This is a genomic window from Catenovulum agarivorans DS-2 (genome assembly GCF_000568405.1).
GTDB classification, from domain to species: Bacteria; Pseudomonadota; Gammaproteobacteria; order Enterobacterales; family Alteromonadaceae; genus Catenovulum; species Catenovulum agarivorans_A.
In genome coordinates, this window is sequence record NZ_ARZY01000012.1 from 92400 (window position 1) to 111125 (window position 18726).

The window sequence follows — 18726 nt, forward strand, 5'->3', positions numbered from 1 at the left end:
AATTATTCGAAAAATTAGTAGTTATTTGTTTCTCTGCTACACTTTTAGCAATAACAGGCCCTCCCAGTGTAGCGAAAGTAGGTAAAGAAGAGGATCTTATATGTTTTCACTGCGAATATCGCATAAATTAATGGCAATGGTCGCCATTACCGTATTGGCATTTTCGATAACACAATTTTACGCGCAAATGGTTGAAAGCCAAAATGCAAAATCGTTACAAAGGTTAGAAAGCCGGCTCTATCCTATTTTAGAAATGACCACTGAAAATGTAGGCTCAGTGTTGCTAATGGAACAACAGTTTAATAGTGCAGTTACCACAGGTGATGAACAGTCGATTGAACAAGCTTCAGCTTATTACCAAACCATTAAACAAAACATAGCTCAAATAAACAAGTTAGCACCGGAATTAAAAACGTCGCAAAAAACACTAGAAAACTTACTAGATAGTTGGACCAATAAGTCGATTGAAATCTCTAAAGGTTTTATCGACGGCACGGTCGACTTTTCAACCATAGCAACAGACGCCGCCAAAAATGCCCAAGTACTCGAGCAGTTAAAAGAGGCAATGGAGCGCATGCGCACTAATGTACGCTCAGAGTTTACCCAAGCAATAACTTCGACCATTGATTCATCTGCAGAAGCGAATCGCTTGACTTTGATTATCGCATTTATTGCGATTAGTGGATTAGTTGTCGCCAGTGTATTTATTGGAAAGTCGATTACCTCCAATATAAAAACGGTATCATCAAACCTTCATGAAATGGCAACAGGTAAAGGTGATTTAACCGTTAGAATTCAATACTCAGGCAAGGATGAAATTGGAGAACTTGTCACCAACTTTAACCAATTTGTCGCTAAACTACATTCTGCTTTTGCCGATATCTCTGAGGATATCGAGGGGTTATCCCGAGTGAGTAGTCAACTTACCGAGGCTAGCTGCGAAAATTCTAGCCAAAGTGAAGCACAAAACACTGCAATTAGTGATCTGAGACGTTCAATTGAAGAATTAATGGCCAGTGTCAACGAAGTTGCTGAGTTTGCGGAAACGGCTGCAACTCAAACTGCAGATGCCAAACAAGCGGCCGATCTAGGAAAGCAAACGCTGAACACGAGTGTACAGACGATTACAGCACTTGCAGATGAGATCAACCAAGCGGCCGGAATCGTCAATAAATTTGAATCCTTTTCCAATGATGTTGGTAACTTACTCGACACCATACAAAATGTTGCCGAACAAACTAACTTGCTCGCATTAAATGCAGCAATTGAGGCTGCTCGAGCAGGTGAACATGGTCGAGGTTTTGCAGTCGTTGCGGATGAAGTCAGAGAGCTAGCTGTACGTACTCGTCAAGCAACAGAAGAGATACACACAGTTATTGGCGAATTGCGTGACGTCTCATCTAATGCAGTTTATGCAATGCAACACAGTGTCGAAAAAGCCAATAGCGGGGTTGAGGCGACAAATAAATCCGGTGAGGTATTAAATAGTATTTTGAGCAACGTTGATGTAATTACCTCTGTGAATAGTCAAATTGCCGCGGCGACGCATCAACAGAGCATGACGTTTGCACATATAATGGACAATGTAACCTCCATCCATGCAAACACAGAACAATTAAGTTTAACAACGTCCAAGGTAGACTCTGTAACCGAAGACACTGTTGATATTACAGCTGCACTCAGAAGCTTGTCTTCACAATTTAAAGTGTAGATTTTTATAAGTACAGATTAGTTATACCCATAGGAGCATTTTATGATTCAAACTAGGCTGAAACAGTCAATTTGTGCGCTTGCCCTGCTCTCCTGCGCACACCCATTAGCACAAGCTGGCGACTTTAACTTTTCAGGCTTTATGTCGATTGGTGGTGGATTTGTTGATGACGAATCAGCCCCTAGTTACGCTGGTTATTCAGAAGAAGATCTCACATTCGACAACAGTTTGCTTGGTATTCAAGTATCATCTGATATATCAGATGAACTCAGCGCAACCGTGCAGTTAACGGCGCGTAGTTTTGACGGCTTTGATGTAGAGGCTGAGTGGGCATATGTTAGTTGGCAAGCCACTGACGAAAGCACAGTGAGAATTGGTCGGCTTAGAACGCCATTTTATATGTATTCAGATTACCTAGATGTAGGGTATGCGTACCCGTGGATTAGCCCCCCAAACGAAGTGTATTATTTACCATTTAACAACGTAAATGGTATCGACTACTACACCACGGGCACACTCGGTAGTTTTGACACAACAATGCAAGTTTATTTTGGTGGTTTCACCGATACCCTCAACCAAGGCGGTATGGATGTTGAAGCAAAAACCCGCAATCAACTTGGGTTTGCTGGCACATTGGCCAAAGATTGGTGGACCTTTAGAGCGGCTTACCATACGGCTAAACTCAGCATTGATTTAACTCCAGTTGGTTTACCCAGTTCAATTAGTGGCCCAGCGTCAGATTTAAATAATGCAGTCAATAGCCAATTACCGCCAGAAGCACAACATACGTTACAATCACCACTCACTATCGGTGGTTTTGCTGATTTTTTAACCCACTTAGGTTACAATCAAAATACCGACCGAATGTTAATTCAAGACGACACTGCGCAGTTTCTTGAAGTTGGTGTCAATATAGACACAGGCACGTTTGTCGCGGCTGCAGAACATGTTGAGTTAAGACTGGATGACGAAACACTTTTTTCTGACAATATACGTCAATTTGTAATGGTTGGGGTTAGAACAGGTGATTGGTTAATTCACCTGACCGCATCAAAAGCTGACGACGATGCATCGCAAATATCCAAAGGTGTAGCCGTTACCGATCAAGTATCTGGTACGGTAAAACAGTTGTTAGATGGACTGGCAGCAGATGATCCACTAACAAGAGATACAGTCACCTTAGGGGCTCGTTGGGACATCACAGCAGGTACAGCATTAAAGATTCAGTATTCGGATGTTGATACTGAAGGGCGCGCGGGCCAAAAAGTATATGCATTTGCGCTACAAACTGTGTTTTAAGGAGATGCTCATGTCTAATTTTAAAGCAATGATTGTCGCAATCGGCCTGCTTATCACACCCTTTGCGGCATTAAGTGAAATAGTGGTTGTGGTTCATCCTTCGACTGGTTTTGATTCAATGTCAGCTGACGATGTATCTCGACTTTTTTTGGGTAAAACCAAGAAGTTTCCCAATGGTACAGCTGCGGTGCCACTTAACCAAGATGCTGGCACAGCAGCACGAGATCAATTTAACGAGCAAGTCTGTAAAAAAAGTGCATCTCAATACAAAGCATATTGGTCAAAATTGGTTTTCACCGGAAAAGGCACACCTCCCAAAGATGCAGGTGATAGCAACAATGTAAAATCGTTGGTGGCTTCAAATCCAAATATGATTGGTTACATCGACGGCAGTTTAGTGGATGGATCAGTTAAAGTGGTTTATACGTTGGAATAATTGAATAAAAGCCATGTTCAAGCAAATAAAAATGGAGGCTCTGCCTCCATTTTTAATTTCGCCATCAATATGGCTTATAAAATGAAGCGAGATAAATCTTCGTCTTCAATAACATCACTTAAGTATTTATTGACGTAAGCTGCATCTACCACAAGTTTTTCACCATCTTTTTCACTGGCATCAAATGAAATTTCTTCCATAAGTTTTTCCATTACCGTGTGCAAACGGCGTGCGCCGATGTTTTCTGTGCGTTCATTCACTTGCCATGCTGCTTCAGCAATGCGTTTAATACCATCATCGGTAAAATCAACCGTTACACCTTCAGTAGCCAACAATGCACTGTATTGTTCAGTTAACGATGCGTTGGTATCCGTTAAAATAGACACAAAATCTTCGGTTGTTAATGCTGATAACTCAACTCGGATTGGTAAACGCCCTTGCAACTCTGGAATTAAATCAGACGGTTTAGCCATTTGGAATGCACCAGATGCGATAAATAAAATGTGGTCGGTTTTAACCATACCGTGTTTGGTCGACACAGTTGAGCCTTCAACTAACGGCAACAAATCACGCTGGACCCCTTCGCGCGAAACATCAGGGCCGCTGCTTTCACCACGCTTACAGATCTTATCTATCTCATCAATAAAGACGATACCATTTTGCTCAACAGCATTAATCGCTTGTTCTTTTAAATCATCTTGATTAACCATGCGAGCTGCTTCTTCCTCAACAAGCAACTTATACGCTTCTTTCACTTTTAGTTTACGTGTTTTCGACGTAGAACCAGATAAATTCTGAAACATGCTTTGTAATTGGTTAGTCATATCTTCCATACCAGGTGGAGCCATAATTTCTACACCAACCTGAGGCGCCGCAACTTCAATTTCAATCTCTTTGTCGTCGAGTTGCTTTTCGCGTAATTTTTTGCGAAATACTTGGCGAGTAGAGCTATCCGTTTCAGGCTCAGCATCTTCACCAAATGGTGTTTTAGCCCGCGGTAATAGTGCGTCTAAAATACGTTCTTCAGCGGCTTCTTCTGCTCTGTGTTTTACTTTTTGTGTCGCTTGCTCACGCGTCATTTTAACCGAGATATCCGCTAAATCACGAATAATGGTCTCGACTTCTTTACCAACATAACCCACTTCGGTGAATTTAGTCGCTTCTACTTTAATAAACGGAGCATTGGCCAATTTTGCCAATCTGCGGGCTATTTCAGTTTTACCTACACCTGTAGGACCAATCATCAAAATATTCTTTGGTGTAACTTCTTGGCGTAACTCTTCATTTAATTGCATACGACGCCAGCGATTTCTGAGCGCAATCGCAACTGCTTTTTTTGCACCTTGCTGACCAATAATATGGCGGTTTAATTCGTGAACAATTTCTCTAGGGGTCATTTGCGACATGTCACACTCCTACTCTTTTGCGTCTAATTCTTCAATGGTTTGGCTGTGGTTGGTGTAAACACAAATGTCCCCGGCCAACTTCAAACTTTTTTCAACAATATCTTTGGCAGATAACTCAGTGTTTTCTAACAAGGCTGTTGCCGCGGCTTGCGCATATGGCCCACCTGAGCCTATCGCTATTAGGTCATGCTCTGGTTGAATAACATCACCGTTGCCCGTAATAATTAACGAAGCTTCTTCATCAGCAACTGCCAGTAAGGCTTCTAATCGGCGCAATGCTCTGTCTGTTCGCCAGTCTTTTGCAAGTTCTACAGCGGCACGAGTTAAATGGCCTTGATGAATCTCAAGCTTACTTTCAAAACGTTCAAATAAGGTAAATGCATCTGCAGTACCACCAGCAAAACCCGCCAAAACCTTGTTGTGATACAAACGGCGTACTTTGCGTGCATTACCTTTCATCACTGTATTACCAAGTGACACCTGGCCATCACCACCAATAACCACTTTGCCTGCGCGACGAACCGATACAATCGTTGTCATATTCTTTCCTCTGTTTCAGCTTTACCTCAAACCGCTACAACAAAAAGAGGCCGTTAGCTGTAAAGCCACGGCCAAAACCAAAATAAAGTTTGAGGAGTTAATGTCTTTGATTGTTAAATGGGGGAGATTTTTGGCAAATCAAGTCCAATACCAAATTTGGCAACTATTGATCTTAATATCTTGTAGTCTGTGCCTATCGGCTTCGGCATCACGTTTGGTATTGTATGGGCCTAACACCACTCGATACCAAACGCCATTATTGCCTTCGGTTCGTTTAATAATAGATTCCAACCCAGCAAATGCGATTTGCGCTTTCATCACATTGGCTTGCTGTTCACTTCTAAACGAACCACATTGCATTTGATAAGGTCTTTTAGGGCCGTCTTCACGCTCTGGAACATCAACCTCTACTTCTTTGTTTTCAAGCTCTTTAACGTATTCCCACTTTTCTTCGGGAATTTTCGGCAAAGGTTTAGGTTTGGCTTGTTTAGGCTGGGTATTTTGCACTGGCTCAGCTGAGTCTGGTGCTCGGTCTTTTATCGACCATAAAAAATAACCAAACCCAGCAAGTATACCAATGACTAAGAATACAAAAATAAATGCTTTTGGTTTTTTTGACGGAGCTGGCGGTGGAGGCGGCGCTGATTTAGCCCCTCTTTTAGCTCTACTCGCTGGTTTACCTTTTTTTACGTAGTCGCGTGCCATAATGCTTGATTGGTTATTGCTGATAAATTTTGCTTACGAGTATAAAGGCCATTTAATTTAGTTAAAACCGTTATAAGCGTAACTGCATGAAAATTTTATTTGCTTGGTTAAATTAGCTGCGATTCCAGCGCAATATGTAAGTAGCAAACAAGCCCAGCTAAAGCATGATTTTTATCGAGCATTTTTATTGCTTATAGAACAAATAAAAGCAACAAAAAATGTCGAAAGGATTAGCCATTCAAATCAAGTGGGTCAACATCAAATAACCAACGTACTTTTTGCGCAAAGTCGTTCTGTTCAAGCGATGCTGTTAATTGGTTCATCGCAGCATTTAACATACTGCGCTGTTTGGCACTAAAAATAATGATTTGCCGATATTTACCAGCGCGTTTTTCTTGCGGAGCTGGCATATTAGCAAACACCTCAACACCTTGATAATGCTGACATATATACTGGTTAAACAAGCTATCAACTTGTTGCGAAACCTGCTCAACAACCTGTTGATTTTGTGCTTCCATTCGTAAGATACACCAGTACTGATATGGAGGAAGTTGGCTGTCTTCACGCTCTTTTAATAATAATTGCGCTAGTTCTGTATAACCTTTTTCAATCAAAGTATTAAGGTAATTGTGATTTGGGAAATGAGTTTGCACCACCACCTGACCCGTTTTTTCAGCGCGCCCTGCTCTGCCTGCAACTTGAACTAATAACTGCGCCATTTTTTCTGCTGCTCTAAAATCTGTGCTGTACAAGGCATTGTCTAAATTAACGATCACAGTTAACGTCAATTGAGGGAAATGGTGCCCTTTGGCTAACATCTGAGTGCCAATCAATAACTTATGTTCACCTGCTTGGATTGCGTTTAGTTTATTTTCTAGTTCGCCTTTGCGCCGAACACTATCTCTATCGATCCTTACCGGATTGGCTTCTGGAAAACGCTGTTGCATCCACTCTTCTAATTGCTCAGTGCCAATACCCCAATCAACAATTTGGCTAGAACCACATTCAGCGCATTGAGCAGGAGGTCTAGCATAATACCCACAATGATGACAGTTAACTAGTTGGGTATTTCTGTGGTACGTCAAATGCTTATCACAGCGCGGGCATTCAGCCACCCAACCGCATTCATGGCAAATAAGAGCTGGTGAATAACCGCGGCGATTTAAAAATACTAATACCTGCTGGCCTGCCGCTAAATGTTTTTCTATCAACTCAACAACACCAAAAGCTAATCCAACCTGTAAAGGCTGATGTTTGATGTCGAGTAACTGAGGTTTAGGCGGCAATTTTGCAGTCGCGCGTTTGGTTAAATGCAGCCAATTGAATTTACCCGCTTTAGCATTTGCAAGTGACTCTAACGACGGGGTTGCACTACCCAAAACAATCGGGCAATTTTGATCAGCAGCTCGTTTTATTGCGACATCTCGGGCATTATATCTTAGCCCATCCTGTTGTTTATATGACGCATCGTGCTCTTCATCTAACACTATCAATCCTAGCTCTGCTGCTGGCACCATCACAGCAGAGCGGGTGCCAATAATGATGCGACTTATGCCTAACCAAGCTTTTAACCAAGCATTATGTCGTTCACTATCGTTAAGCTCTGAATGCAACACTGACATTTGGCAATGAAACCTTTGCTGAAAACGCTGCAAGGTTTGTGGAGTTAAGCCAATTTCTGGAACCAATATTAATACTTGCTTATTTTGCGCTAAAGCTTCGGCCATTAAGCGCATATATACTTCCGTTTTTCCACTGCCCGTTACGCCTTGCACCAAGTGCACAGCAAAATTCTCATTGGCTTGAATATTGTCTATAACCTGCTGTTGCTCAGAGGTAAGTTCAAATTCACTTGGTTGGATTTCAACTTGCTTGTTTTTTAAAAAGTCGCTGTTTTGCTCTATTAGTTGTTTATCTGCCAGCTGATTAATCTGGGCAAGCGAAAAGCCATCTTCTTTTAACAAACTTTGTGCGGTTGGCCCAAGTTTCTTGAGTAAATGAAACAATGCTTGTTGTTTGTAAGCCCTTCCAGCTGGCGGTTTTGCACCATCAACTACTTGCCAGATTGGCTCTGCAAGCAATTGCGTCGGTGCACCATTTTTGAGTTTTTTCGGCAATAAATTAACGTAAACTTCACCGGGTGGACACAAATAATATTGCTGTAACCAAGCTAGCGTTTTTAACATCTGCTGCGAATAGATTGGCGCTTCATCGAGTACCTGGTGTATCGGCTTGATTTTATCAGCCGGATAGGCTGACTGCTCAACAATCTTAACCACTAACCCAATCAGTTTTTGTCGACCAAAAGTAACTTCAACTCGGCAACCTGGATGACACGCCTGCGTTTCTGGCAAACGATAATCAAATAGTCGACGCAAAGGTAAAGCTAAAGCAACTTGAACAAACAAAATAAGCCCTCTATCAACTTGGTTAAACGAGCAAAAAGTTGATGCACTTTATACAGCAATCATAGGTTTGAATGAAAGGTAAATTTTAATCGAGAAATCATTGTTTTTAGGCTACCTATGGTATAAAATCCGCCGCCATTATAGCTGAAGGCTTTAATCGCCTTTATTTTATTTAGTCGCGTGTGGTGCTGTGCAAGTTAATGTTTAATTTGGCATAGTGGCTATACGGCCCAATTTGAGGTAATCCAAATGAAACCAGGTATCCACCCAGAGTACCAAGAAATCACCGCAACTTGTTCTTGTGGTAACACAATCAAAACTCGTTCAACTGTAGGTAAAGACTTATACTTGGACGTATGTTCAGAATGTCACCCATTCTATACTGGTAAGCAACGTATCGTTGATACTGGTGGTCGTGTTGACCGCTTCAAGAAACGTTTTGGTGCGCTTAGCTCTAAGAAGTAAGCAAAACTATTACAGTTTCCATCAATTTTTGATGCCTAAAACCTCGCTTCTGCGAGGTTTTTTGTTTTTACCATCCAGCAAAATAACAATCTATAGCTATATACTTAGAACAAAATATTCAATAACAAGTTCTACTAACTACTTGCTATATCTGATTAAATTAGATGTTATGTTTGCATCATCTCAGCCAATCTCAAAATCAATAACTATACTTCAAAGTTGAAGTTAGCTTGACACTACGCCTGTGTAATCTGCCTTTGCGAAATATGTGGTAATTTAAGTGATAGACATCGTTAAAAAAACTGTTGAAAGTAAACAAGCCGCCCCTGATGATCAAAGTAAGTTTGGTACCTTTGGTGGGGTATTTACCCCCTGTGTGCTGACTATACTCGGCGTAATTATGTTTTTACGCTTTGGCGAAGTTGTTGGTCAATCTGGTATTTGGTATGCCTTGGTTATTATATTAGCGGCCAAATCAATTACCCTTTTAACGGCTTTTTCATTGTCGGCCATTGCGACAAATGTTCGAATGAAAGGCGGTGGAGCATACTTTTTAATTAGCCGTAGTTTAGGTGCCGAGTTTGGTGCTGTTATTGGTGTGGTGTTCTTTTTAGCGCAAGCTGTTTCGGTTGCCATGTATGTAATAGGTTTTACTGAAGCGTTTAAAGATACCTTTCCCAACACTGGGTTATCTAGTTTTCAAATTGCGAGTATCGTTAACTTAATTACCTTTGTTTGTGTTTACATAGGTGCCGGTTGGACGATAAAAGTACAGTACGGTATTTTTGCGCTGTTGTTGCTTGCGGTTGGTTCATTTTTTATCGGTGCAATTGATGATCTATCTTGGGCCAACTTTGCCACCAATGTTCAGCCTGGTTTTAGAGAAAGCGACAACTTATTTACCATGTTTGCGCTATTTTTTCCGGCGGTAACCGGCATAATGGCTGGCGCGAATATGTCTGGCGATCTAAAAAATCCAAGCAAGTCGATTCCATCTGGCACACTTTGGGCGATATTTTTTACCGCAATCATTTATATCTTAATGGGATTTTTATTAGCCGGTAGCCGCAGCCAAGACCAACTACTGGGCAATGCGATGATAGTTAAAGAAGTTTCTGTCTCTGGAGCGCTGATCGTCGGTGGCGTTTTTGCTGCAACATTGTCGTCCGCACTGGCTAGTATGATGGGCGCACCAAGAATACTCCAAGCATTTGCGCGCGATAATATTGTGCCCTCATTCCGCTTTTTTGCTGTTGGTTCAGGCAAAACCGATGAACCGAAACGCGCAACCATTTTAACTTTTGTAGTGGCTCAGTTAGGGATTATGCTGGGCGATTTAAACGCCATTGCCCCAATTATCAGTATGTTTTTTATGATCACCTACGGCACACTCAATTTGGCCTGCTTCTATGAAGGTTGGGTTGGCAATCCATCGTATCGCCCAAGATTTCGGTTTGCCCATTGGTCTATTTCTTTGTTAGGTGCTGCAAGCTGCGTGTTAGTGATGTTTTTAATGAACCCACTATGGGCGGTAATCTCCATTATTATTATGGTTGCATTATATTGGTTAATTAGCTCACAAGAAGTATTGAGTAGATGGGGCGACTTAAAAAGTGGCCGTGCATATGAAGCAGCACGCAAAGCGCTATTAACGCTTGAAAAACAAAGTTACCACCCCAAAAATTGGCGACCTTCTATTTTAGTTTTAAGTGGCTCACCCACAAGCCGCCCTCATTTGGCAGAATACGGCCAATGGTTAGCGTCTGGGCAAGGTATAGTATCCATTGCACAAATTATCCCATCAGCTGGAAATCATACCATTGAGCGCCGCCAAGAAGCTGAAAACCGCATTCGTAAGTTTATTCGCGAAGAAGGACTACAAGCATTTCCTGTAGTTGTATCTGATGATGGCATTAGTTCAGGGTTGAAAACGATTCTTCAAGCACATGGGTTGGGTGCATTTAAACCCAATACCGTAATGATGGGAACAACCACCAACAAAGAGCGTTGGCAGGAATACTGCGACACTATCCGCATTGCTGCACGCAAACAACGCAGTATTCTGTTATGCGACTGTGTGGAGGAGCGCCAGTCATGGGAGCCCCCTCAAGGTCGAATCGACATTTTATGGAAAGGTGAAAAACATGGTGCTCTAATGCTGTTATTAGGCCACTTACTTAAACGCAACCCAGAGTGGCGCACTAGACAACTTAGAATTTTAGCCACCTTGCCAATGGGTCGCCCTGCTGACAAGTACCAAAAAGGCATTGAAGATTTACTTAACATCGCGCGTATTGATGCCAGTGTTCATGTATTTTCTGGTGACAATGACGATGTCATAATCGCCAAACGAACAGGCAATACGGCACTATTATTTATGCCATTTGAGCCACCAACGACACAAGAGGAAGAAGTAGCTTTCTACGACAAAGTGACCATGGCAACACGTATCACAGCCGATGTTATTTTGGTTTATAGTGCTGGTGGGGTTTGTTTCGAGGCATAGCCGCTTGGTTTATAATCGCTCTAAAATAACTGTCGCAACAGCATAATTTTTTTCATCTGAAATAGATAAGTGGCAGCTAACTTGACCAGCAATTTCCAAAGCTTTGCCAGTTAAACTCAATTTTGGCGCTCCAAGGTCATTGTTGCTAATAACAAAGTCTTGAAAAGTAACACCTTGGGCGATGCCTGTACCTAATGCTTTAGCCGCGGCTTCTTTTGCAGCCCAGCGTTTGGCTAAAAATCGATAGGCTTGTTTGTGGGTGGTAAACAGAACAAACTCATCTTTAGTTAAAACACGCCGTGCAATCGCATTGATATTAGCCGTATCAAAACGGCTAATTTCAACTATGTCTGTGCCTAAACCAACTATCACAATGCTTACCTAGAGTCTTGCTTCAACCATAAGTTGGCGCATATCGCGTATGGCTTTTTCTAAGCCATCAATAGCTGCACGCGCAATAATTGCGTGGCCTATGTTCAATTCAATCATTTGTGGAATTTCCGCAATAGGTTTAACGTTGTGATAATTTAAACCATGGCCTGCATTTACTTTTAAGCCGATAGAATCAGCAAAAGCAGCCGCTTCTTTAATCCGTGCAAGCTCAGCTTCGCGCTCTGCTTCGGTTTCAGCATCTGCGTAACCGCCCGTGTGAATTTCAATATATGGTGCACCTGTGCGTTTTGCCGCTTCAATTTGGGCTTTATCCGCATCAATAAACAAAGATACCTGGGTGCCATTCGCTGCTATGCGGTCTACCGCTGAGGTTATTTTCTTTTCTTGCCCCGCTACGTCTAGGCCACCTTCGGTGGTTAGCTCTTCGCGCTTTTCCGGTACTAAACAACAAAACGCAGGGTTGATTTGTTGGGCAATACCAATCATTTCTTCGGTAACCGCCATTTCCAAGTTCAAGCGCGTTGTGACTGTTTTTGCTAAAATCTCAACATCACGATCTTGAATATGGCGGCGGTCTTCCCGTAAATGTACGGTAATACCATGGGCACCAGCATGCTCGGCAACTGCGGCGGCATGCACAGGATCAGGAAAATCAGTGCCACGTGCTTGGCGAATGGTTGCGATATGGTCAATATTAACGCCTAATAAAACTTCTTTCATTGTGTTCTCTTTGTCTGTAATTAATTGAGCAATCAAGCGCAGCTAAAGTTTAGGCTGACTGAATAATGCTCTACTTTTTAACTTTTTATGCCCTAAAAGATGATCAAGCCAACAACGCATAAACTGTTTTATCGCTCGAAGTTCACCTTTTTCTGCAAATTGTTTGGCTGCAATTTTTTCGATTAAATTGCCTGATAAACACATATTTGATGGGCTGTTAGTTTGTTTTAACCAACCTGATTCAGGTGCAAAACAATATGTTTTTGATGGTTCAATTCTAGAATGATCATCCGCGGTATGCAAAAAATCTGGCATTACACCCAACTCTGCAATTAAATCAAGCTCTAAACATCGCAATAAAATTTCTAGTTCATTGGTATTTTCACCAGAGTTGTCTTGCTGGCACTTATATATGGCGGCGATAGTATTGCGGTATAAATAAAAAAAAGACGAGTCCACTTCAGCTTTGGGCAGTAGATAACTAAGCAGTTCATTCACATACATAGCGCTAAATAAATAGTGCCCTTGTAACCCATCAAAACTTTGCTCAAGCTCATAACCTTTTACAAAAAACAGGTCGTTTTGTCCGGGAGTTAATGTCAACAAGTACAAATTAAACAGGCCCATAGCAGGGCCTGACTTTGGTTTGCGAAAAAATACACTCACTCTTCCATGTTCAGCACTGATAAAGTCGCCTATGTAAGAATTTTCGCGGTATGGCTTGCAATGCAGCAGCATCGCCTGCTGCAGGTTAGTTGAAGTCATCTCCATAACCTAAGCTACGCAAAGCTCTATCGTCATCAGCCCAACCTGATTTAACTTTTACGAATAACTCTAAATAGACTTTGCAACCTAACATTCTTTCAGCATCTAAGCGCGCATCACGGCCAATGGTTTTAATTTTTTCGCCACCTTTACCAATAACAATACGCTTTTGAGCTTCACGACTAACTAAAATTGCCGCGTGAACTTTTAGTACACCGTTTGTTTGCGTTTGCCAACGTTCAATTTCTACAGCTGTATCGTAAGGCAGTTCATCGCCTGTGTTGCGCATAACTTTTTCACGAATTAACTCGCTCAGCATAAAGCGTGATGAGCGGTCGGTGAAATAATCTTCAGGGAAATAATGCTCGCACGGCTGTAGGCTAGATTTAACCAATTTTTCCACTGTATCTATATGCTCACCTTTAGTCGCCGACACTGGAATGATATCTTTAAAGTCGTGTTGCTCGGCTAAAAATTGCAAATGAGGCAACAAGCTTGCTTTGTCTTTAACATTGTCGACTTTATTAATCAGCAACACACAAGGCGCACCCGATTGTTTAATGCGCTTTAACACAAGCTCATCATCTTCTTGCCAATGCGTGCCTTCCACCATAAACAAAATTAACGCAACATCAGCCAAAGAACTGTGGGCAGCACGGTTCATTAATCGGTTAATCGCACGTTTTTCATCTGAGTGCAAACCTGGTGTATCAATATAAACCGTTTGATGTTTACCTTCAGTATGAATACCCAATACGCGATGTCGCGTCGTTTGTGGTTTTTTTGAAGTTATACTAACTTTTTGCCCAACAATACGGTTAATCAAGGTTGATTTACCAACGTTTGGACGACCAACTATGGCAACAAAACCACAGTAAGTATCTAAATTATCAAGTGTCATAATGTATCAACAATTAGGTAAGTTGAATTAGCATTGCGCGAGCGGCTTCTTGCTCTGCTTTGCGGCGGCTTGAACCTTTGCCTTGTGTTTGGTGGCTATCGCCCACTACACAATTAACGGTAAAGGTTTGCTTGTGATCTTTTCCTGAAATCGATTCAATCTGGTATTCAGGTAAGTCTAACTTACGACCTTGCAACCATTCCTGTAATTGAGTTTTCGCGTCTTTTTGTGCTTGCCCAGGTTTGAGTGCGGCCAAACGTGACTCATACCAAGCTAAAATCAGTGACTTAATCGTTGGCATATCAGAGTCTAGATAAATCGCCCCAATAATTGCTTCAATTGCGTCTTCTAAAATAGATGTTCGTCTATGCCCACCACTTTTTAGTTCACCTGGGCCTAAAACCAAGTAGTCACTAATTGCAAAATCTTTAGCTAACTCAACAAGCGTCTCACCTCTAACCAGAGTTGAACGCATGCGACTAAGGTCACCTTCTTTGCATTTTGGAAATTGCTGGTACAAACGTTCGGCAATAACAAAACTGAGTACAGAATCGCCCAAAAACTCAAGGCGCTCATTATGATCACCTTTAGCACTTCTGTGTGTTAAGGCCTGAGCCAATAGGTCTATATTATTAAATTGATATCCTAAGGTTTTAGATAATGTATGCAGGTTATTCATTCACACTCTCTACCACACTTGCACCTGGAATTTTACCCAAACGACTAAAACGAATGCCAGTAGGGATCCACGATGGCAACGCACTGTCTTCATCGCGTTCAAATTCGAAACTCATCCAAATAAATACCGCTTTACCCACTAAGTTTTCTTTCGGAACAAAACCCCAATAACGGCTATCTTCTGAATTGTCGCGGTTGTCGCCTAACACAAAATAGCTATCTTCAGGCACAATCCACTCATCGCGACGCGCTGTCGCACTTTGTTTGTAATACTGCGCCGTCATATCAGGTAAGCGATAACTCAACAAAACGTCGTGTGCTACGCCGTCTAAGTCTTCGACATATCTGTCTAACTTATATGGACCTTGTTGAAATTCACCACGCTCAACCAATACTTTTTCCATTTCGGCAAACTTTTGCTCGCACTTCTCACCTTGTGGACAGGCTTTTTGAATATACAAATATTTATTGCGATAAATAATGCGGTCACCCGGTAAACCGACAACACGTTTTATGTAGTCTAAATTTGGGTTCTTTGGAAATTTAAACACGGCAATATCACCACGCTCTGGCTGCTCAAACTCTACCAGCATTTCGTTGGCTAACGGATTGCGCAGGCCATAACTGTATTTTTCCACCAAAATAAAATCACCAACCAGTAAAGTTGGCATCATAGAACCTGAAGGAATTTGAAACGGTTCATACAAGAACGAACGCAATACAAATACAAAAGCAATAACAGGGAATACTGATTCAGAAAACTCTGCAACTGGGTGTTGCGGCGCGATACGATGTTTAACATCTTCTTCTAAATCTAACTGTGTTGCACCACTTGCTGCAGCCAGCTTCTGTTTACGTTTTGGCGCCCACAACACTGCATCTAATAACCATATAAATCCAGTTGTAACAGTGAGTATAAACAACAAAATTGAAAAATAACTGGCCATTCTAATTCCTATATCCTGATTACTTGCCTAATTTTAGTACAGCTAAAAACGCATCTTGTGGCACTTCAACATTGCCCAGTTGCTTCATGCGTTTTTTACCTTCCTTTTGCTTTTGTAATAGCTTTTTCTTACGAGAAACGTCACCACCATAACATTTTGCGATAACGTTTTTACGCAACTGTTTAACGGTTGTACGAGCAATAACATGAGCACCAATTGTTGCTTGAATCGCTATATCAAACATCTGTCTTGGAATAAGCTCTTTTAGCTTTTCGGCCATTTCACGACCACGGTATTGCGCGTTATCTCGGTGAGTAATCAGAGCTAATGCATCAACCCTGTCGCCATTAATTAAAATATCAACACGCACCATGTCTGATTCTTGGAACTCTTTAAAATTGTAGTCAAGCGACGCATAACCGCGGCTGGTTGATTTCAAACGGTCGAAGAAATCTAACACAACTTCAGACATTGGAATGTCGTACACCACGCTAACTTGGTTGCCGTGATAAGACATATTGCGTTGCACACCACGTTTTTCGACACACAGGGTAATAACGCTACCTAAATGTTCCTGTGGTACTAAGATGTTACATTCAGCGATAGGTTCGAAAATTTTCTCAATATTATTGATTGGCGGCAATGATGATGGGTTATCAACCATCACCACTTCACCACTTTTCTGCTCTACTTTATAAACAACGGTTGGCGCAGATGTAATTAAATCTAAATCGTATTCACGTTCAAGGCGCTCTTGGATAATTTCCATATGCAGCATACCTAAAAAGCCACAACGGAAACCGAACCCTAACGCAGTTGAACTTTCAGGCTCATAGAACAAAGATGCATCGTTTAGGCTTAATTTACCTAACGCATCACGTAAGTCTTCAAAATCATCACTTGAAACAGGGAAAATACCAGCATAAACCTGAGGTTTAACCTTTTTAAAACCAGGCAGAGGTGCAGAAGCTGGATTGCGAGCCATTGTAATGGTATCACCTACTGGTGCACCAAGAATGTCTTTAATACCAGCAATTACATACCCTACTTCGCCGGCTTTAAGTACACCCGTTTTAGTTTGATGCGGGGTAAAAATACCGACATCGTCAACCACATAATCTTGTTGGGTCGACATAACTTTCATTTTTTCGCCGGCACGCAACTCACCGTGTTTAACACGTACAAGTGATACAACACCTTGGTAATTATCAAACCATGAGTCAATAATCAAAGCTTGTAATGGCGCTTCTAGCTCACCTTCTGGTGGCGGAATTTGCTTTACAATAACCTCAAGCACTTCATCTATGCCAATGCCCGTTTTCGCAGAACAACGCACAGCTTCTATTGCATCAATGCCAACTATATCTTCGATTTCTTCAGCGACGCGTTCTGGCTCTGCTGCTGGCAAATCTATTTTGTTTAAAATGGGTACAACTTCTAAATCCATTTCGATAGCGGTGTAACAGTTGGCTAGCGTTTGAGCTTCTACCCCCTGACCCGCATCCACTACCAATAAAGCACCTTCACAGGCAGCTAATGAACGAGAAACCTCGTAAGAAAAGTCAACATGGCCAGGCGTGTCGATAAAGTTCAATTGGTATGTTTCGCCGTCTTTGGCGGTGTAATTTAACGTTACACTTTGCGCTTTAATGGTAATACCACGTTCACGTTCAAGCTCCATTGAATCTAGAACTTGTGCAGCCATTTCACGGTCAGTTAAACCACCACATGTTTGAATTAATCGGTCTGATAAAGTTGATTTGCCATGGTCGATGTGGGCGATAATGGAGAAATTTCTTATGTTACTGAATTTGCTCAATTTAAACTCTCAAAAAACTAAAACTACGAACAAGGTATTTTTAATCCCCTTAACTATTAAGATTAGCTAACGGGTGTATTTGCTCGTATTTTCTTAGATACAGAAAAATTGTTGGTATTATACACCTAAGCGGGTGGAAAATGCGAGGTAGGGATGATTAACTTCACTTTTGCAGATAATTGGCTGGCAACAAGATGATAAACAAGCAGACACCAGCCAAGCTGAAACGTATAAATTAACCCAATTAATGGCCGCTGTTTGTTAAGTACTGTACGTGTAAAAGTGCCAAGTGCTCTTGCTGGTACCCATTGAATCATAGAGCTTTTGGGCCGCTACATTATCTGGGGCCGTGACCCACTGGAGCCTTGCTGCACCATTAACTCTTGCGAACTCTCGACAATGGTCTATCAGCTGACGACCGACACCATTGCCCCGAAACTTTGGCAGAGTGTATAGATCATTCAATATAGCGATCTTTGATGTAATTGTTGATGTGAACGTAAAATACACAGTTGCAAAACCAGCTACCTCTTGTTCCTTCCGGAATAGAAACTGGCTACCGTGCTCTGAAGATCCACAAAATTTTGAAAAGAACTCAAAATTTCTTTTGTCGCAGACACTCTGAACTTTGTAGAACTCTTGATATGCACGCACAAGCGGCAAAACTTCTGGCAAATTTTCTTTTGAGACTTGCTCAATCACTTGAACTCCTTGTGACACTTAACGTGACTGTAGAAAAACCTAAATACAAAGCAACAGTTCATCACAGTCTACTTACTTTTTACTTTTAATATCGCCAGCGACTTTCGCTTATTTTTTGCAACTTTTCAACAATTTAATAGCCGCTTGTTAGCCATGCTTTGCCTGATGACTTTCTAAGTGTTCCATTAGATAAAATATCTTCACCATCATCAAACTTTTTATCAAATTCAGAAGCTTTCATAAAATTCCCTGCATAGACTAAAATAACTATGTTGTGCCTTCCAATTCCATCAGAACGAGACTGTAGAAAAACTCCAATCTCAGC

Annotated in this window: 17 protein-coding genes and 1 pseudogene; 5 read left to right on the forward strand and 13 right to left on the reverse strand. The window is 41.6% G+C overall.

Going from position 1 to position 18726, the window contains the following annotated elements:
* The first annotated feature begins 100 nt into the window (after nucleotides 1-100).
* From DS2_RS08255 to DS2_RS08265, 3 genes are read left to right on the forward strand one after another with little or no spacing between them, the layout of a single operon-like run.
* A complete protein-coding gene (locus DS2_RS08255) occupies nucleotides 101-1711 on the forward strand; it encodes a methyl-accepting chemotaxis protein (protein ID WP_035014250.1) in 1611 nt (536 codons plus the stop codon).
* A 42-nt stretch (nucleotides 1712-1753) separates the two neighbouring features.
* Entirely contained in the window at nucleotides 1754-3010 is a 1257-nt protein-coding gene (locus tag DS2_RS08260) for a hypothetical protein (RefSeq protein WP_035014251.1), read from the forward strand.
* Between the two features lie 10 nt (nucleotides 3011-3020).
* Nucleotides 3021-3446 (forward strand): phosphate ABC transporter substrate-binding protein, encoded by a 426-nt coding sequence (locus DS2_RS08265; RefSeq protein ID WP_035014252.1) that lies wholly within the window; start codon nucleotides 3021-3023, stop codon nucleotides 3444-3446.
* A 74-nt stretch (nucleotides 3447-3520) separates the two neighbouring features.
* Here DS2_RS08265 and hslU read toward each other — a convergent pair whose 3' ends face one another.
* The 4 genes from hslU to priA form a co-directional block, all read right to left on the reverse strand.
* Nucleotides 3521-4852 carry an ATP-dependent protease ATPase subunit HslU gene (gene hslU / locus DS2_RS08270; RefSeq protein ID WP_035014253.1) on the reverse strand — a complete coding sequence of 444 codons (1332 nt, stop codon included), beginning with the start codon at nucleotides 4850-4852 and terminating at the stop codon, nucleotides 3521-3523.
* 9 nt (nucleotides 4853-4861) lie between these two features.
* Nucleotides 4862-5392 carry an ATP-dependent protease subunit HslV gene (gene hslV / locus DS2_RS08275; protein ID WP_035014254.1) on the reverse strand — a complete coding sequence of 177 codons (531 nt, stop codon included), beginning with the start codon at nucleotides 5390-5392 and terminating at the stop codon, nucleotides 4862-4864.
* Nucleotides 5393-5530: 138 nt separating this feature from the next.
* The gene (locus DS2_RS08280) at nucleotides 5531-6097 is read right to left on the reverse strand and encodes an SPOR domain-containing protein (RefSeq protein ID WP_035014255.1); all 567 of its coding nucleotides are present in this window, start codon (nucleotides 6095-6097) and stop codon (nucleotides 5531-5533) included.
* Nucleotides 6098-6327: 230 nt separating this feature from the next.
* Nucleotides 6328-8505 carry a primosomal protein N' gene (priA, locus tag DS2_RS08285; RefSeq protein ID WP_035014256.1) on the reverse strand — a complete coding sequence of 726 codons (2178 nt, stop codon included), beginning with the start codon at nucleotides 8503-8505 and terminating at the stop codon, nucleotides 6328-6330.
* 249 nt (nucleotides 8506-8754) lie between these two features.
* On the opposite strand from priA, the gene rpmE reads away from it, so the two are divergent.
* Together rpmE and DS2_RS08295 are read left to right on the forward strand one after the other, a co-directional pair.
* The gene (gene rpmE, locus DS2_RS08290) at nucleotides 8755-8970 is read left to right on the forward strand and encodes a 50S ribosomal protein L31 (RefSeq protein ID WP_035014257.1); all 216 of its coding nucleotides are present in this window, start codon (nucleotides 8755-8757) and stop codon (nucleotides 8968-8970) included.
* A 280-nt stretch (nucleotides 8971-9250) separates the two neighbouring features.
* A complete protein-coding gene (locus DS2_RS08295; RefSeq protein WP_035014258.1) occupies nucleotides 9251-11476 on the forward strand; it encodes an amino acid permease in 2226 nt (741 codons plus the stop codon).
* Nucleotides 11477-11485: 9 nt separating this feature from the next.
* Here the strand turns inward: DS2_RS08295 and acpS are convergent, their stop codons facing one another.
* The 9 genes and pseudogenes from acpS to DS2_RS20820 form a co-directional block, all read right to left on the reverse strand.
* Nucleotides 11486-11851 (reverse strand): holo-ACP synthase, encoded by a 366-nt coding sequence (acpS, locus tag DS2_RS08300; RefSeq protein ID WP_035014259.1) that lies wholly within the window; start codon nucleotides 11849-11851, stop codon nucleotides 11486-11488.
* 6 nt (nucleotides 11852-11857) lie between these two features.
* Complete coding sequence (pdxJ, locus tag DS2_RS08305) at nucleotides 11858-12589, reverse strand: pyridoxine 5'-phosphate synthase (RefSeq protein ID WP_035014260.1); 732 nt, start codon at nucleotides 12587-12589, stop codon at nucleotides 11858-11860.
* A 42-nt stretch (nucleotides 12590-12631) separates the two neighbouring features.
* A complete protein-coding gene (gene recO / locus DS2_RS08310; protein ID WP_035014261.1) occupies nucleotides 12632-13354 on the reverse strand; it encodes a DNA repair protein RecO in 723 nt (240 codons plus the stop codon).
* Nucleotides 13341-14255: a GTPase Era gene (gene era / locus DS2_RS08315; protein WP_035014262.1), complete on the reverse strand. Its 915-nt coding sequence runs from the start codon at nucleotides 14253-14255 to the stop codon at nucleotides 13341-13343. The genes recO and era overlap by 14 nt, the downstream gene beginning before the upstream one ends.
* A gap of 13 nt (nucleotides 14256-14268) precedes the next feature.
* The gene (gene rnc / locus DS2_RS08320; RefSeq protein WP_035014263.1) at nucleotides 14269-14934 is read right to left on the reverse strand and encodes a ribonuclease III; all 666 of its coding nucleotides are present in this window, start codon (nucleotides 14932-14934) and stop codon (nucleotides 14269-14271) included.
* The gene (gene lepB / locus DS2_RS08325) at nucleotides 14927-15880 is read right to left on the reverse strand and encodes a signal peptidase I (RefSeq protein WP_035014264.1); all 954 of its coding nucleotides are present in this window, start codon (nucleotides 15878-15880) and stop codon (nucleotides 14927-14929) included. The genes rnc and lepB overlap by 8 nt, the downstream gene beginning before the upstream one ends.
* Nucleotides 15881-15899: 19 nt before the next feature.
* The gene (gene lepA, locus DS2_RS08330; RefSeq protein WP_035014265.1) at nucleotides 15900-17699 is read right to left on the reverse strand and encodes a translation elongation factor 4; all 1800 of its coding nucleotides are present in this window, start codon (nucleotides 17697-17699) and stop codon (nucleotides 15900-15902) included.
* A 261-nt stretch (nucleotides 17700-17960) separates the two neighbouring features.
* Nucleotides 17961-18401, reverse strand: coding sequence for a GNAT family N-acetyltransferase (locus DS2_RS08335; RefSeq protein WP_035014266.1), 441 nt, complete (start codon nucleotides 18399-18401; stop codon nucleotides 17961-17963).
* A gap of 133 nt (nucleotides 18402-18534) precedes the next feature.
* Nucleotides 18535-18726, reverse strand: a pseudogene (locus DS2_RS20820) (hypothetical protein); the annotation flags it as partial.

Bases quoted from the DNA above. Each gene is read 5' to 3' on its own strand.
- DS2_RS08260 (WP_035014251.1), top strand. From the start codon at position 1,754: ATGATTCAAACTAGGCTGAAACAGTCAATTTGTGCGCTTGCCCTGCTC.
- rpmE (WP_035014257.1), top strand. From the start codon at position 8,755: ATGAAACCAGGTATCCACCCAGAGTACCAAGAAATCACCGCAACTTGT.
- DS2_RS08280 (WP_035014255.1), bottom strand. From the start codon at position 6,097: ATGGCACGCGACTACGTAAAAAAAGGTAAACCAGCGAGTAGAGCTAAA.
- DS2_RS08265 (WP_035014252.1), top strand. From the start codon at position 3,021: ATGTCTAATTTTAAAGCAATGATTGTCGCAATCGGCCTGCTTATCACA.
- rnc (WP_035014263.1), bottom strand. From the start codon at position 14,934: ATGAATAACCTGCATACATTATCTAAAACCTTAGGATATCAATTTAAT.
- DS2_RS08255 (WP_035014250.1), top strand. From the start codon at position 101: ATGTTTTCACTGCGAATATCGCATAAATTAATGGCAATGGTCGCCATT.
- hslU (WP_035014253.1), bottom strand. From the start codon at position 4,852: ATGTCGCAAATGACCCCTAGAGAAATTGTTCACGAATTAAACCGCCAT.
- era (WP_035014262.1), bottom strand. From the start codon at position 14,255: ATGACACTTGATAATTTAGATACTTACTGTGGTTTTGTTGCCATAGTT.
- lepB (WP_035014264.1), bottom strand. From the start codon at position 15,880: ATGGCCAGTTATTTTTCAATTTTGTTGTTTATACTCACTGTTACAACT.
- recO (WP_035014261.1), bottom strand. From the start codon at position 13,354: ATGACTTCAACTAACCTGCAGCAGGCGATGCTGCTGCATTGCAAGCCA.
- hslV (WP_035014254.1), bottom strand. From the start codon at position 5,392: ATGACAACGATTGTATCGGTTCGTCGCGCAGGCAAAGTGGTTATTGGT.
- pdxJ (WP_035014260.1), bottom strand. From the start codon at position 12,589: ATGAAAGAAGTTTTATTAGGCGTTAATATTGACCATATCGCAACCATT.